At 54.1% G+C, this 14,340-nt stretch carries 16 protein-coding genes; 6 read left to right on the top strand and 10 right to left on the bottom strand.

Annotated features, from left to right (window positions below; translation table 11 throughout):
* Positions 1–44 precede the first annotated feature (44 nt).
* Positions 45–785, top strand: coding sequence for a DNA repair protein RecO (recO, locus tag Q4544_RS13765; RefSeq protein WP_303507198.1), 741 nt, complete (start codon positions 45–47; stop codon positions 783–785).
* Here recO and Q4544_RS13760 read toward each other — a convergent pair.
* The 10 genes from Q4544_RS13760 to Q4544_RS13715 all read right to left on the bottom strand — a co-directional run bounded on the left by Q4544_RS13760 (position 763) and on the right by Q4544_RS13715 (position 9,131).
* Positions 763–1,155: an META domain-containing protein gene (locus Q4544_RS13760; protein ID WP_303507196.1), complete on the bottom strand. Its 393-nt coding sequence runs from the start codon at positions 1,153–1,155 to the stop codon at positions 763–765. The two genes, recO and Q4544_RS13760, sit on opposite strands and share 23 nt — an antisense overlap.
* Positions 1,152–1,862, bottom strand: coding sequence for a TetR/AcrR family transcriptional regulator (locus tag Q4544_RS13755; protein ID WP_303507195.1), 711 nt, complete (start codon positions 1,860–1,862; stop codon positions 1,152–1,154). The genes Q4544_RS13760 and Q4544_RS13755 overlap by 4 nt, the downstream gene beginning before the upstream one ends.
* Before the next feature lie 32 nt (positions 1,863–1,894).
* Positions 1,895–3,580: an acyl-CoA dehydrogenase family protein gene (locus Q4544_RS13750; RefSeq protein WP_303507193.1), complete on the bottom strand. Its 1,686-nt coding sequence runs from the start codon at positions 3,578–3,580 to the stop codon at positions 1,895–1,897.
* A gap of 120 nt (positions 3,581–3,700) precedes the next feature.
* A complete protein-coding gene (locus Q4544_RS13745; RefSeq protein WP_303507191.1) occupies positions 3,701–4,171 on the bottom strand; it encodes a hypothetical protein in 471 nt (156 codons plus the stop codon).
* A gap of 107 nt (positions 4,172–4,278) precedes the next feature.
* On the bottom strand, positions 4,279–4,572 hold the full coding sequence (locus tag Q4544_RS13740; RefSeq protein ID WP_303507190.1) for a hypothetical protein: 294 nt from the start codon (positions 4,570–4,572) through the stop codon (positions 4,279–4,281).
* Between the two features lie 149 nt (positions 4,573–4,721).
* Complete coding sequence (locus Q4544_RS13735) at positions 4,722–5,519, bottom strand: N-acyl homoserine lactonase family protein (RefSeq protein ID WP_303507188.1); 798 nt, start codon at positions 5,517–5,519, stop codon at positions 4,722–4,724.
* A complete protein-coding gene (locus Q4544_RS13730) occupies positions 5,516–5,803 on the bottom strand; it encodes a putative quinol monooxygenase (protein WP_303507186.1) in 288 nt (95 codons plus the stop codon). Before Q4544_RS13730 ends, Q4544_RS13735 begins: the two co-directional genes overlap by 4 nt.
* Positions 5,803–7,314, bottom strand: a complete 1,512-nt coding sequence (locus tag Q4544_RS13725) for a tripartite tricarboxylate transporter permease (RefSeq protein WP_303507184.1) — start codon at positions 7,312–7,314, stop codon at positions 5,803–5,805. Before Q4544_RS13725 ends, Q4544_RS13730 begins: the two co-directional genes overlap by 1 nt.
* Complete coding sequence (locus tag Q4544_RS13720; RefSeq protein ID WP_303507183.1) at positions 7,314–8,066, bottom strand: hypothetical protein; 753 nt, start codon at positions 8,064–8,066, stop codon at positions 7,314–7,316. The genes Q4544_RS13725 and Q4544_RS13720 overlap by 1 nt, the downstream gene beginning before the upstream one ends.
* Positions 8,067–8,123: 57 nt before the next feature.
* Positions 8,124–9,131: a tripartite tricarboxylate transporter substrate binding protein gene (locus Q4544_RS13715; RefSeq protein WP_303507182.1), complete on the bottom strand. Its 1,008-nt coding sequence runs from the start codon at positions 9,129–9,131 to the stop codon at positions 8,124–8,126.
* A gap of 133 nt (positions 9,132–9,264) precedes the next feature.
* On the opposite strand from Q4544_RS13715, the gene Q4544_RS13710 reads away from it, so the two are divergent.
* The 5 genes from Q4544_RS13710 to galE all read left to right on the top strand — a co-directional run bounded on the left by Q4544_RS13710 (position 9,265) and on the right by galE (position 14,134).
* Positions 9,265–10,356, top strand: coding sequence for an isocitrate/isopropylmalate dehydrogenase family protein (locus Q4544_RS13710; protein WP_303507180.1), 1,092 nt, complete (start codon positions 9,265–9,267; stop codon positions 10,354–10,356).
* An 8-nt stretch (positions 10,357–10,364) separates the two neighbouring features.
* Positions 10,365–11,384: a Gfo/Idh/MocA family protein gene (locus Q4544_RS13705; protein WP_368411292.1), complete on the top strand. Its 1,020-nt coding sequence runs from the start codon at positions 10,365–10,367 to the stop codon at positions 11,382–11,384.
* On the top strand, positions 11,381–12,058 hold the full coding sequence (locus Q4544_RS13700; protein ID WP_303507175.1) for a GntR family transcriptional regulator: 678 nt from the start codon (positions 11,381–11,383) through the stop codon (positions 12,056–12,058). Before Q4544_RS13705 ends, Q4544_RS13700 begins: the two co-directional genes overlap by 4 nt.
* A gap of 167 nt (positions 12,059–12,225) precedes the next feature.
* Positions 12,226–13,119, top strand: coding sequence for a UTP--glucose-1-phosphate uridylyltransferase GalU (gene galU, locus Q4544_RS13695; protein ID WP_303507173.1), 894 nt, complete (start codon positions 12,226–12,228; stop codon positions 13,117–13,119).
* Positions 13,120–13,141: 22 nt separating this feature from the next.
* Positions 13,142–14,134: a UDP-glucose 4-epimerase GalE gene (gene galE / locus Q4544_RS13690; protein ID WP_303507170.1), complete on the top strand. Its 993-nt coding sequence runs from the start codon at positions 13,142–13,144 to the stop codon at positions 14,132–14,134.
* The last annotated feature ends 206 nt before the right edge of the window (positions 14,135–14,340 follow it).

Below are 14,340 nucleotides of genomic sequence, written 5' to 3'. Positions count from 1 at the left end.
AATACCTAATTGCGACGGGGCAGGGTAACGCCTTAGGGTGCGGTATGGACTGGCGCGATCAAGGCATTGTTTTATCAACACGTAAACACGGTGAGAATTCCGTGATCCTTGAGGTGTTTACACCGGATCACGGAAAGCATGCCGGTGTGGTGCGTGGTGGGACCAGCCGCAAGATGACACCGATTTTGCAAGCTGGATCGCAGGTGGATGTGAGATGGCGGGCGCGGCTTGAGGCGCATATCGGGGCCTTTACGGTAGAACCTTTGCGCAGTCGGGCGGCGGTGTTGTCAGATCGGTTTGGTTTGGCGGGTTTGAATTCTGTGACCTCGTTACTGTCGTTCGTTTTGCCAGAGCGCGAGGCGCATTTGGCGCTGTATGACAAAACCGCGCCGTTGTTGGATTTGTTGGGGCAGACTGATCTGTGGCCCTTGGCCTATTTGCAGTGGGAATTGGCGCTGCTTGAGGATTTGGGTTTTGGGTTGGATTTGACCGGTTGCGCGGTGACAGGGGCGAACGATTGGTTGGCTTATATCTCGCCCAAGACCGGCCGCGCTGTTTCACAGAGTGCGGCGGGGGAATGGGCGGATCGGTTGTTGCCGTTGCCACCTGTGCTGCTGGGTGAAGGGGACGCCGGGGATGCCGATATTTTGGCTGCCTTGCAGGTGACCGGGTATTTTCTGGAAAACAAGGTGGCCCCAAGTTTGGGGTCAAAACCGCTGCCCGAGGCGCGGGCGCGATTTTTGGATCAATTGAGCCGCCGGATTACTGCGCAGGAACGGCGATGAATTCCATCGTTTGACCTGTGTCGTTTGACAGGATCAGAATGTTTCCGGAAACCTCTGACAAGGTCATGTTTTGCAGTGCTGTCAAAAACGCGCTTTCAGCAGAGAGGTCATTGCAGGCGCGTTTGGTTGCTCGGATGGGGGACAGTTCAAACCACGGGTAGGGCGCGGATTGTGTGGCGCCAAAGCTGTTGCACGGGGCACGGCCAGTGACAGTGCCGTCGTCATGGAAGGTGATCATCGCGGCGGCCGTAAAGGCGCTGCCGTTGATTTCCGTAAGCTGCCATTGGCCTAGAGCGCCGTGACCGGCGAGGGTTTCATCGGCTTGTTGGCAAGCCGCGAGCAAGAATAGGGCAGGGAGTATTTGTTTCATGAGTCTTCATATAGCGCGAGAATGAGATCAACCAAAGTGGCAAGCGCGTCGGCGTTGGAGGCACCGTCGCGGTGAGAGAGTTCCTGCATGCCAACAAGCGCGCCGTAGAGGATGCGGGCCAACTCTGGATTGCTAAGACCGATTTCTGCCATCAGTTCGTTGAGGTAGCCCATGCGCTTGGCATCGACCCGGTCGACGGCTTCGGTCACAAGGGCGTTGTCGCGGGCCCATGCGCGAATGGCGGGTTCTATTTTGGGGCCGCCAAAGTCTGCGGGGGCATCTTCGGCTGCAATAGAGCCGAGTTTGCGCAGGCGCTGGACAGGGTTACCTTCGCTTTCTAGTGACGCGATAACATCTGCGACGGCGCGTTCTTCCCATAGGTTCAGCATGGCGGCGTGAAAGGCGGGCACATCGGCGAAGTGCCAGTAGAACGACCCTTTGGTAGTTTCCAGAGCGCGGGCCAATGGTTCAGCCTTGAGAGCTTGTGGGCCCTTTTCAGCTAGGGCGCGAAAGCCTGCGGCGATCCATGCCTCGGGGGAGAGTCGATTCTTTGCCATATGAAAGGCGTAAGGGGCGCGGCGCTGTTGGGCAACCATGGATTTCGCAGGTGCAGCATTCTGAGGGGCGGGTGCGATGTTGCACCGCAGGTTGGGCTGAAATTGGCTTAGATATAGCGCAACGAGATAGAGGTCCGTGCGTTTCTGCACGGACCTCTTTGTTAGTGACGTTTTGGCGTCGCTTAGTCGAGCAAGCGGCGCGCGATGACTTGGGCTTGGATTTCTGCGGCACCTTCGAAGATGTTCAGAATACGCGCGTCGCAGAGGATGCGGCTGATGGAGTATTCTAGTGCAAAGCCGTTGCCGCCGTGGACCTGTAGGCCGTTGTCGGCGGCAGCCCATGCGACGCGGGCGCCGAGGAGTTTGGCCATACCTGCCTCGAGATCGCAGCGTTTGTCGTGGTCTTTTTGCCAAGCGGAGAAATAGGTCAGCTGGCGGGCGACCATGATTTCGACGGCCATCATTGCAAGTTTGCCAGAAACGCGTGGGAAGTCGATCAGGGACTTGCCAAATTGTTTGCGGTCGATGGCATATTGCATGGACACATCAAGTGCGGATTGCGCGACGCCGACGGCGCGAGCCGCGGTTTGGATACGCGCGCTTTCGAAGGTCTGCATCAGCTGTTTGAAGCCTTTGTTTTCTTCGCCGCCGAGGAGGTTTTCTTCTTTGACTTTGAAGCCATCAAAGCTGAGTTCGTATTCTTTCATGCCGCGGTAACCGAGGACTTCGATTTCGGTGCCGGTCATGCCTTCGGTTGGGAAGGGGTTTTCATCGGTGCCCGGTGTCTTTTCGGCGATGAACATCGACAGGCCTTTGTGGTTGTCGGTGTTTGGATCGGTGCGGGCCAGCAGGGTCATGATTTGGGTGCGGGCGGCGTGGGTGATCCAGGTTTTGTTGCCGGTGACTTCGTAGCCGTCGTCTGTTTTCACAGCGCGGGTGCGTAGGGCGCCGAGGTCAGAGCCGGTGTTTGGTTCGGTGAAGACTGCGGTTGGCAGTACCTCGCCGCTGGCGAGTTTGGGCAGCCATTTCTGTTTTTGCTCTTCGGTGCCGCCGCAAAGGATCAGCTCTGACGCGATTTCTGGGCGGGTGCCCAGAGAACCGACGCCGATGTAGCCGCGCGAGAGTTCTTCGGTGACCACAACCATCGACGCTTTGGACAGGCCGAAACCGCCGTATTCTTCGGGCAGTGTCAGACCAAAGACGCCCATTTCGGCGAGTTCTTCGATGACTTCTAGTGGGATCAGTTCGTCTTTGAGGTGCCAATCGTGGGCGTGCGGTAGAACTTTGTCGACGGTATAGCGGCGGAACTGCTCGCGGATCATTTCGAGTTCTTCGTCGAGGCCGGTTTTACCAACGGTGATGTTAGCGGCCTGTTCTTGCATCAGTTCGACAAGGCGTGTGCGGGCGTTTTGGGTGTTGCCACCGTCACAGAGGGTCATGACCTCTGGCTGCATAAGGCCGCGCATTTCGTCTTGGGTGATGCCGATGTCTTGTAGGCGCATGATTTCGCCTTGGCTCATCGGGATGCCGCCGTAGATCTGCCAGAGGTATTCGCCAAAGGCGATCTGGTGCAGCAGTTGTTCGATTTCGCCAAAGTTGCCTTCGGCGTTTAGGCCCTCGGCCCAGCTTTGCATTTGGCGTAGGGCTTGGCCGTAGGTCGCGAGCCAAGACAGGCCATGGGCGGCTGATTGGTTTTCTTCGATCTTGGCGCCAGAGACGCGGCCATCGACAGAGACCATCGCGCGAAGTTTTTCTGTTGCTGTGCTGATCAATGCATCCACCGGCGGCAGGGCCGCAGCAGTGAGTTTTAGTAGATCAGGCAGAATGGCAGTGTTGGTCATTGTCAGGTCCTGTCCGTCATGCGCCATGAATCACATCCTTGTATTGCTGCACTGCGGTATAATCACTTTGCAGTCGCAGCGCAACAAAAATACAAAAATAGACGCAACGAAACATATAATATTTCGTGTAGGATTTTGCCGTTTGTTTTACCGGGTTGTTTTGGTGCGCCAGAGGCGGAACGTCAGCATGAGCGCCATCATAAGGAAGAATAACCCGGCCACGTCGCCGATGAAGAAGGCAAAATAATCCAGTGGCGGGCTGCCAAAGGCGAGGTTGGTTAAAATGCCGCCGATGACTGCTGCGATTACGCCAAGGCCCATCACGCAGGGCCAGCATGGATCATGTCCGGGGCGCGAGCGCGCATCGTAGAAAAGTTTTGCCGCGATGTGAAAAACGAGGGGCGCAACCAAGACTGCGATGGAAATGCCCATTAACCGACTGAGCATGAAGGTCTTTTCACCTGCGAGGTAATAATAGGTAAAGAAGACGCCGGGAAGCAGGGCAGGAATGGAGCGCCAGCCGAGAAGCCAAGCTGATAATACGCGCACGCCATGCGGTAAGAACAGCAAGCTGGCGCTGCTGTGGAAATCCGGGAAAAACATGTTCTGAATGGGCATCAAGCCCGCAAATGTTATGAAAAACGCGAGGACATAGGCTGTCGACGCAAAAACGGTTTCTGTGGCAATCGACTTTAGACCCAATGGATACCTATGTGAGAAAAATTCTAGCTATTCGGTGAGTTAACCACATAAACGCCGCGACGCGAAGGGGCACTTTGGGAAAGGTAGCCCTTGTTCACAAGAGACTTAAGCGCGCGGAAAAATGTTGGGCGCGAAACGTCTTGAATTAATGCATGGGTCAATAGACCCGTTGTGCGAACGCCTTGCGCCTGTTTGGATAGATCGCTGGCCGCGTAATAAATATCACGCTCTACCGCAGACAAATCTTCGAGCCCGAGGGCGCGCTCCATGCCTAGGAGTAGTTTTCTTAGTTCAGCAAGTTTGGATATATCGTTCATTTTACTCGTACCTCACCGGGCAGACATTAAAATGGTTGGTCAATAAAATCATCAGAAAAATCACTAAAACTTGGTTTGTCGTCGCGGAACAGGCCAAAAATGCGCAATTTTTTAAAAGTCGGTATCAATAATGCGCCTTGGCGCAACGGTTAGCTGAAAATCCATTTGTTTGGACCGACATCAAGACGGTGAATATGAGATTCGCCATGTTGTGGAAACATGAGGCGCACGAGGGGATCGTGACCGGGAATGATTAACTGTGGTGCGCTGGCCAGACGGGTAAGTGTGTCAAACCCATCGAGCATGTTCTGCAGGTCCACGACGATTGGGAAGGGTTTGCGGGCCATGAAATTTTCGTAGTAGTGGGCCGCGTCAGAGGCGAGAACAAGCCAACCTGATTGGGTTTTGACGCGCACGCATTGCAGGCCACGGGAATGGCCACCGATGCAATGAACGGAGAGGCCCTCGGCAATCTCGGCTTCGCCATCGTAGAAGCGAATTTTGCCGGAATAGAGCCGCTTTACGGCTTCGCAGATGTGATTGGCGGAGAAGGGCGCGCGCAGGGTGTCGTGGCACATGCAAGGGCCAGTGGCGAAGGCCATTTCGGCGGCTTGCATGTGAAGCGTGGCGTTTGGAAACATATGAAGGCCACCGGCGTGATCGTAGTGCAGGTGAGTGACTATGACGTCGGTGATGGCTTCGGGGTGAATGCCGAGCGGTTTTAGTGCCTCGCGCGGGTCCATCAGGATGGGGCGGTCGCGTTGGGTGGCCTCGGCCTCGTCATAGCCGGTGTCGACTAAGATGGTTTTGTTGCCTTTGCGTAGAACCCAGACAAAGTAATCCATGTTGTGAGGGGCGTCGTGATTGTCGTCAAAGATAAAGCTGTCACGTCGGGTCCGTGTATTACGGTCCGCGTATTTGACGGAGAAGACTTGCCAGTCGGTCAACGGATTACCTCATGAAACAGGTTAATGGCCTTTTCGGCGATCATATCGGTGACGGCTGTATCGAAGGATTTGAAATGATCGCTTTTTAGGTGGGCGTGGAATGCGGCCTGATCGTCGTAGATTTCGTAGAGAAAGACAATGTTTGGATCGTCGCCTGTGCAGATGTCAAAGGTTTGGCATCCCGGTTCTAATTCACGAGACAGGCGGGCGTTTTCGATCATCAGGGGCATGAACGCCCCTGATGTTTCGGGATGAAGGCGGAAGGTGACTGTGACGGCGTACATTATGCAAATTTCCCTTTGATCCAGCGAAAGCCACGTTTGGTTGCGGGTACTTGGCTTAGGATAAGCAGGATGTTGACGGTTAGAAGGATGGCGGCACCTGGGCGGCTGATGAAATGCTCTAGGCTGCCATCAGAGATCAGAAGCGAGCGGCGGAAGGTTTCATCAAACAAACTGCCGAGGATCACGCCGATGACCAGTGGGGCAATCGGATACCGTAGGAGGTTCATGAAGAAGGCCACAAAGCCAACGCCCAGCATCAGGTAAAGATCGTTGATGCCGCCCCCGACCGAGAAGCTGCCGATGGTTGTAAGGACCATGACTATTGGCAGAAAGACGGTTTGTGGGATGCGTAGGATTTTGATGAAGATCTTGGCGGTGAAGAGACCCATGATGAACATGGTGAAGCTTGCCAGCACCAAGATGGCCACAACACGCAGGATGATCGCAGGGTCGATGGTTGGGCCGGGGATGATGTTGTTGATCTTGAATGCGCCCATCAAGGCAGCGGCTGGTGGGGAGCCGGGAATGCCGAGAACGAGCAGTGGGATGAGTGCACCGCCAATGCAGGCGTTGTTGGCGGTTTCTGAGCTAAGTAGACCTTCGACGCTGCCTTTTCCGAACTTTTCACCTTCTTTAGAGACTGTTTTGCCGACGCCGTAGCTGACCCAGCCTGCGACGTCTTCGCCAACGCCGGGCAGGGCGCCGACGCCGGTGCCGATTACACCCGAGCGGCCGATGGTGGGGAAGTAGCGGCGGATTGCGGCCCAGCTTGGGACAATGCTGCCTTTGAGTTCTAGGACTTTGCCAGCTTGGACGTGGCGCATGCCTTCGATGATTTGTGGGACTGCGAATGCGCCCATGAGGACGGGTACAACTTGGAAACCGGACAGCATGTAAGACCAGCCAAAGGTGTAGCGTGGTTCGGATAAGAGTGGGTCCATGCCGACCATGGCCATAGCGAGACCGATGAGGCCAGCGATCCAGCCTTTGATCACGAGGTCTTCGCTCATCAATGTGCCGGAGAGGAGGATGCCGAAGAGTGCCAGTAGCGCCTTTTCGGGGCTAGCGATGTTCTTGGATACCAGCAGTAGCACCCAAACAAAGATCAATAGTGCGAAAGTGCCGATCAGCGTGCCAATGAAGCTGGCGGTTGTTGTTAGGCCAAGGGCCTCGCCGCCACGGCCTGCTTTGGCGAGGGGATAGCCATCCATGGCGGTTGCTGCACTGGCGGCGGTGCCGGGGATGTTCAGTAAGATGGATGGATAAGAGCCGCCGTAGATCGCACCGACATAAGCGCCAAGTAGGGCAATCATCGAGTAATCGAGTGGGATTTTGTTGGAGAAAAAGCCGGTGAGGATCGTCACGGCTAGGGTTGCCGTGAGGCCAGGTAAGGCGCCGAATGTGATGCCGAGAAAGACGGATGTTATCAGATAGACATAGGTGAGAGGGTCAGTGACCAGATCGGTCATCGCTCCGCCGAAGCCAGCCAGTTGGGAGAGTACGAATTCCATTATTTCTGGCTCCACAGAGGTTTGAGTGTGACGTAGTATTGGTATTCGATCTGCTTAAAGATCAGTCCGCCTCGGGCTGGCACATTTTGGCGGAAGCCAAAGGCCATTGCGCAAACGAGGATGGTCGGCGCGAGTACGGCGATGATCGGGAGTTTGCGCGCGAATGCGTCGCCTTTGCCTTGGATCAGGACAATGGCGGTTAGGATGGCCCAAAGCGCCAATGCGACCCAATCGTCGTCATGTGCGTTCCATTCTGATTGCGGTGTGTGCGCGGTAAAGGCGTAAAGTCCTGCTGCAAATACGAAAATTGCAGAGGTGATCATGCGATTGGTGTGCCCGCCGCGGTAGCCATAGATCATGGCCGTGACGATCAATGCGCCGCCGATGATGAAGTCAACGCGGGGGACGAGGCCAACGATGTAGCCGATTAGGGTTAGTCCGATGGTGGTGAAGCGCAGGGCTTCGGCTTTGTCCCAGCCGATGCCGATCATGGACAGGGCGCGCTGGGCGCCGCCTGCTTTAATCGAGATGCCAAGCAGCACAAAGGATAGGATGAGCATACTGCTGAAAATGCCCAATGGGACTAGGGCCGCAGAGTTATACCAATCGACGCCGCTTACCCCGGCGCGGTTTTCGCCAAAGAGGGGGATGTCTGTTGTTTTCCAAAGGAAAAACAGCGACAGCACGATCAGTACAAGCGATGTCCAGAAATCTCGGGTGCGGAGCACCGCGATATTGTCAGGTTGATCCAAGGTCTTTTCTCCAAATAGAAAAAGGGCGCTTTGAAGCGCCCTTTCCTTATGTGCGCCTTAAGGCTTTGTGATGCCCAAAGACATTGGATCAACGGTAGTCGCGCCAAGATCTTTCAGAGTGTATGCGAAGGTTGCTTCGAGTGTTTCGAACAGTTTTTGGGCCTCTTCGCCGTACTGACCGCCAACGTCGTAGTTGTTGGCAGTTGCCCAGTCCGCCACCACGTCGGATGCGATTGCTTTTTCAAAAGCTGCACCCAGTTTCGCCTTGATGGCGTCGTCTGCTGAGTTGTGAACCGCGAATCCGATGGCTTGCTTCAAAGGCAGGTACTTGTCTAAGCCATCGAAGCTGTCGAATGCGGATGGCACGGTCATGCCAGCAATTTCAACGGAATCTGGTGTTAGCATGGCAAGTGGCTTTAGCTGGCCACCTTTGATCAGGGCTGCTTGTTCTGCGAGAGAGGTTACAACCAGTGCAACTTCGCCTGCCATTGCGGCCTCTTGGCCCGGAGCGGAGCCTTTATAGGGTACGAACTTGAAGGTCGCGTCTGCGCCTTGTTCGATGGCAAGCAGGTTCAGGTGGTGGATGGAACCAGCGCCTGATGCTGCTGCTGGAATTGTGCCTGGTGCGGCTTTTGCCGCTGCGACCAATTCTTCGATTGTGTTGTACGGGCTGTTTGCCGGGACAGAGATCAGATCGGGAGAGCCACCGACGATGAACGGATACCAGTAATCGAATTTCTGATCCCAGCCACCTTGAACGGCTGCGGTCACGTTTGATTCGGACAGGCCAACCAATGTGTAGCCGTCATTTGGCTGGTTCTGCACATAGACCATGCCGTTCGAGCCCGCGACGCCGCCGGTCTGGTTGATCACATTAATAGAGACCGGCAGGTGCTTTTCCATTTCGGCCATGATCATGCGGTTGATGCTGTCAGTCCCGCCACCGGCTCCCCAAACGACGGCAGTTGTGATGTCACGATACGGGTATTCTTGTGCCGCTGCGGCGGTACCGAGTCCGACGACCACGGCGGTCACGGCTGCGATATTGCTCAGTGCAAATTTCATTGTCTCATTCCTCCCAAAGATAATGTGTTTTGTATTGCATTTATTTGCGTATGCATTAATGAATGCATTGTCAACTTTTGGATTCAAAAATCCGAAATACTAACCACACAGAACCGGAAGGACGCAGGGCACCATGGCGAACACATTTGAAGTTGCGGTATTTGCAGGAGACGGCATTGGCCCAGAAATTACGGCCCCAACGGTAGAGATCCTGCGCCGTATGGCAGATGCGTCTGACGCCTATAGCCTAACGTTTACGGATGCGGCTGCTGGCGCGGCGCATTACGCTAAGACGGGAGAATCACTACCAGAATCGTCGATGGTTGCCGCAAAACGTGCTGATGCGATTTTGCTATCAGCGATGGGTTTGCCGGATGTGCGGTACCCTGACGGAACCGAGATTTCGCCGCAGATTGATTTGCGCAAAGCACTGACATTGTTCGCGGGTGTGCGTCCGGTCACCGTAAAGGCGGGGCAGCGGACTCCGTTGAATATGCCAGAGGGCAAAGAGATTGATTTCGTGTTGATTCGCGAAAGCACCGAGGGACTATTTCATACGCAGGGCTGTGGTGAAGTCACCGAAAATGAGGCGCGTGAGACGCTACTTATTACGCGGGAGATTTCGGAAAAGCTGTTCAAGTTCACATTCGAGCTTGCGCAGTCCCGCAAAAAGGCGGGACGTGGTAAAGGGCGTGTGACCTGTGTTGATAAGGCCAACGTCTTTCGTGCGTTTGCGTTCTTTCGTGATATGTTTGATGCCGAAGCAGCGAAACACCCAGAGCTGACGGCTGACCACGCTTATGTGGATGCGACCGCGCTTTGGATGGTGCAGAAGCCTTGGGATTTTGACGTGATGGTCACGGAAAACATGTTTGGTGATATTCTGTCTGATCTGGGCGCTGGTCTGATGGGTGGTTTGGGCTTGGCCCCATCCGCAGATATTGGATTAGAGAATGCTGTGTTCCAACCTTGTCACGGGTCGGCGCCTGATATCGCGGGACAGGGTGTGGCCAATCCGATGGCCATGATCTTGTCTGCGGCCATGATGTTGGATTGGTTGGGTATTAACAACGACAATGCGGGGATGATTGCAGACGGCAAGCGTTTGCGTGAGGCGGTTGAGGATGTGGTCGCAGAGGGCCGGGTTCTGACACGCGATTTGGGCGGGTCTGCTGGTACTGCCGAAGCGGCCTCTGCCGTTTTGGATGCGTTGTTTGTTTCATGAGTGAAGATGTGAATATCAAGGTTGCCTGTATTGGGGCTGGGTATTTTAGCCAGTTTCATTACGGCAGTTGGGAGCGGATGGAGGGCGTGACTCCGGTCGGGTCGTGCAATCGTGACATTGCTAAAGCTCAGGCTACTGGCTGGGATGCTTATGATGATCTGGCCAAGATGCTATCTGAGCAAAAGCCCGACCTGTTGGACGTTATTTTACCACCAGTTGCCCATGCAGAGACGATCCGTGTCGCCTTGGCGCAGGGTGTGAAATGGATGATCTGCCAGAAGCCATTCTGCAACGATTTGGAAGAGGCACGGGCCATCGTCGCTGAGGCAGATGCGGCTGGCGCTACGATCATTGTTCATGAGAATTTCCGTTTTCAGCCGTGGTATCGGGCGATCAAATCGGCTTTGAATGTGGGCTTGGTTGGGACGTTGCAGCAAGTGACGTTTCGATTGCGTCCCGGGGATGGTCAGGGGCCAGAGGCCTATCTGGATCGTCAGCCGTATTTTCAGCAGATGGGGCGGTTTCTGGTGCATGAGACCGCCGTGCATTGGGTGGATACGTTCCGCTATTTGTTGGGGAACCCGACTGCGATCTATGCGGATCTACGCAAGATGAACCCGGTGATTGCTGGTGAGGATTCTGGCTATATACTGTTTGATCATGCGGATGGGGTGCGTGCCTTGTTTGATGGAAACCGCCATTTAGATCATGCCGCAGATAATCATCGTCGCACGATGGGCGAAGCGCTGTTTGAAGGCACTGAGGGTACGATCAGCCTTTATGGTGACGGCCGCGTGGGTCTTCGTAAGTTTGGCGAGATAGATGAAGTGGCGCTTTTGGCCCCGGATACATGGGATGGTTTTGGCGGTGATTGCGTGCATGCCTTGCAAAGCCATGCCGTTTCAGGCTTTTTAGGGAAAGTACCCCTTGAGAATGTCGCCCGTGACTATTTAAAGGTTATCGAAATTGAAGAGGCGATTTATAGATCTGCTGAAACGGGTCAAAAAATCGCTCTGGAGGCCAATTGAACGACATCGCCAACAAAAGCCTTTCGAATTCGCAACGCGCGTTGCAAGAATTGCGGCGCATGATTTTTGCAGGTGAGCTGGCCGGTGGGACAGATCATTTGGAAAGCGAATTGGCCGAGCGGCTTGGGATGTCACGCACGCCTATCCGTGAAGCCGCTTTGACCTTGGAAAACCAAGGCTTGTTAGAGTTGCGCCCCCGAAAAGGGGTGCGGATTTTGCCGGTGTCTGCCGCGGATATGCGTGAGATATATGAAGTTTTGACGGCGTTAGAGAGCCAGGCGGCAGAGCAGGCGGCCTTGATGGGCTATGATGAAGAGGCGTTGCGCCATCTGGCGCAGGCGATTGGGGACATGGATCTGGCTATTGAAAGCGAAGATCTGGAGGCCTGGGCTGAAGCAGATAATAGGTTTCATGCGGAATTGGTGCGGTTGGGGAATAACAATCGGGTCAATGCGATTTTCAATATGATGAATGATCAAGTGCGTCGCGCCCGAATGACGACGCTGTTTATTCGACCCGTCCCGACGAAATCAAACGCAGATCATCGGGCTGTTTATGACGCCATTCGGCAAGGGGACGACGATACAGCGCGTCGTCGCCACAGAGAACATCGGCAACATGCCAAAGAGATTTTGATCGGTTTGTTGGAAAAACACCGGCTAAATCATCTATAACGCAGGCCAAAGTGGGCGCGATTGCCTCAATTGGGTCTCTAATTATCCAAAATTCCCATTTAAGAAATTTGAAAACCCGAGCTATGCTCAGGTATCGCAGTATGGTTTCAGGTGTATCAAGCGCCGGTTTGCGCCGCCGTAATTAATAAAGTTCAGGGGAACGTAAGATGGTCCAGAAAGTCACGAAAGCAATTTTCCCGGTGGCCGGATTAGGCACACGATTTTTGCCAGCGACCAAATCTGTCCCCAAAGAAATTATGACTTTGGTTGATCGCCCTCTCATTCAATATGCCATTGATGAGGCGCGCGCGGCGGGAATTACCGAATTTATCTTTGTCACGTCTCGCGGCAAAGGGGCCTTGGAAGATTATTTTGACCATGCTCCGCAGCTTGAGAGTGAGCTTGAAAGCAAAGGTAAAACTGAGCTTCTGAATATTCTACAGGACACGAACATGGATTCTGGTGCTGTAGCTTATGTGCGCCAGCATAAAGCAAAAGGTTTAGGTCATGCGGTTTGGTGTGCGCGGCGGTTGATTGGCGATGAACCTGTAGCGGTACTTTTGCCAGATGATGTTATTGCTGCGGATAAGCCGTGCCTTCAGCAAATGGTTGAAGCTTACGAAGAGACCGGTGGCAATATGGTTGCCGCGATGGAAGTGCCTTCAGAGAAGACTTCCTCATACGGTGTTCTGGATGTTGCGAATGACATGGGCAATATGGTTTCCGTCAAAGGCATGGTTGAGAAACCTGCGCCGGGTACCTCTCCCTCTAATCTAGCCGTGATCGGACGATATATTTTGACGCCGCAAGTTTTGAACCATCTGAACGATATGAAAGAAGGCGCTGGTGGGGAAATTCAGCTGACCGATGCGATTGCGCAAGAAGTGACTGAAAGCAATAACGTGTACGGTTTCCGCTTCCGCGGTCAGCGATTTGACTGTGGTTCAAAGGCAGGCTTTTTGCAGGCGACTGTATCGTTTGGTTTGCAGCGACCAGAGTTGAAAGATGAGCTAGAACAGTATCTGATTGAACTGGCAAGCGCGCGACAAGCGGCTCAGTAATTCTGAACTGAAAGTAATAAGAATGAACAAGAATGTTCTGGTAACAGGCGGCGCGGGCTATATTGGTTCGCACGCCTGTAAAGCGTTAAAGGCTGCGGGTTACGTGCCGGTGACGTTTGATAATTGCTCAACCGGATGGGCGGATGCCGTAAAGTTTGGCCCGCTTGCGCGGGGTGATCTTTTGGATCGCGCGCGTCTGGATGAGGTGTTTGCAGAATATCAGCCGATTGCCGCTATGCATTTTGCAGCCCTTAGCCAAGTTGGCGAAAGTATGCAGGAGCCGGGCCGGTATTGGCGTGAAAACGTGACCGGCGCGTTGAACTTGGCGGAAGCAGCAGTTGCGGCTGGCTGTTTGGACTTTGTTTTTAGTTCAACCTGCGCGACTTATGGCGATCAGGACAATGTTGTTTTGGATGAAAATTCAGCGCAATTGCCGATCAATGCCTACGGGGCGTCAAAGCGAGCGATTGAGGATATTCTGAAAGACTTCGGTGCGGCATACGGGCTACGCCACGTGATCTTTCGCTATTTCAACGTGGCCGGTGCCGATCCAGAGGCGGAGGTGGGTGAGTTTCACCAACCAGAGACGCATTTGATCCCGTTGATGCTGGATGCAATTGATGGCAAGCGTGACGCGCTAACTATTTTTGGCACGGACTACGAGACTCCGGATGGTACTTGTATTCGCGACTATGTGCATGTCTGCGATTTGGTGGATGCGCATGTTCTGGGGCTGGAATGGTTGAAGTCTGGCAAAGGGAACCGTGTCTTTAATTTGGGCACTGGTGATGGGTTTTCGGTGCGCGAAGTTATCCAACATAGTCATTCCGTGACCAATCGCGATGTGCCGTTTGTAGAGGGGGATCGTCGTCCCGGCGATTGCACAAAGCTTGTGTCAGGGTCGAGCCGAGCTGTGAACGAATTGGGTTGGAACCCGAAGCGTTCAAACCTTGAGGCGATGATCCGGGATGCTTGGCGCTGGCATCAAAATACGGACGGGCATTACGCCAAGTGACACGCGCAGAATGATTGGACTGTTAAAATCGCCCAGCGGGAAGCGCATGGGCGATTTTTTTTCCTAAAGGCGACAAGAAACTAATCTTGGATAATCCAAATGGCGAAACCGGCGCTTTTTTCGTCGCAATTGCTGCTTGCGGCGCGGAATGGATCAATTAGGCCTTAGGTCAAGCGGCAGACCGTTTAGAGTCTTAGCTCGCACCG

Origin of the sequence: Cognatishimia sp. 1_MG-2023, assembly GCF_030548175.1 — a bacterium.
GTDB lineage: Bacteria > Pseudomonadota > Alphaproteobacteria > Rhodobacterales > Rhodobacteraceae > Cognatishimia.
Note: the sequence above shows the minus strand (reverse complement) of the source record. Positions and strands in the feature narration are given on the sequence as shown.

Excerpts from the sequence above, each read along its gene's own strand:
- galE (WP_303507170.1), top strand. The coding sequence starts at position 13,142 with ATGAACAAGAATGTTCTGGTAACAGGCGGCGCGGGCTATATTGGTTCG.
- Q4544_RS13760 (WP_303507196.1), bottom strand. The coding sequence starts at position 1,155 with ATGAAACAAATACTCCCTGCCCTATTCTTGCTCGCGGCTTGCCAACAA.
- Q4544_RS13740 (WP_303507190.1), bottom strand. The coding sequence starts at position 4,572 with ATGAACGATATATCCAAACTTGCTGAACTAAGAAAACTACTCCTAGGC.
- galU (WP_303507173.1), top strand. The coding sequence starts at position 12,226 with ATGGTCCAGAAAGTCACGAAAGCAATTTTCCCGGTGGCCGGATTAGGC.
- Q4544_RS13730 (WP_303507186.1), bottom strand. The coding sequence starts at position 5,803 with ATGTACGCCGTCACAGTCACCTTCCGCCTTCATCCCGAAACATCAGGG.
- Q4544_RS13745 (WP_303507191.1), bottom strand. The coding sequence starts at position 4,171 with ATGCCCATTCAGAACATGTTTTTCCCGGATTTCCACAGCAGCGCCAGC.
- Q4544_RS13715 (WP_303507182.1), bottom strand. The coding sequence starts at position 9,131 with ATGAAATTTGCACTGAGCAATATCGCAGCCGTGACCGCCGTGGTCGTC.
- recO (WP_303507198.1), top strand. The coding sequence starts at position 45 with ATGGACTGGCGCGATCAAGGCATTGTTTTATCAACACGTAAACACGGT.
- Q4544_RS13710 (WP_303507180.1), top strand. The coding sequence starts at position 9,265 with ATGGCGAACACATTTGAAGTTGCGGTATTTGCAGGAGACGGCATTGGC.
- Q4544_RS13725 (WP_303507184.1), bottom strand. The coding sequence starts at position 7,314 with ATGGAATTCGTACTCTCCCAACTGGCTGGCTTCGGCGGAGCGATGACC.
- Q4544_RS13750 (WP_303507193.1), bottom strand. The coding sequence starts at position 3,580 with ATGGCGCATGACGGACAGGACCTGACAATGACCAACACTGCCATTCTG.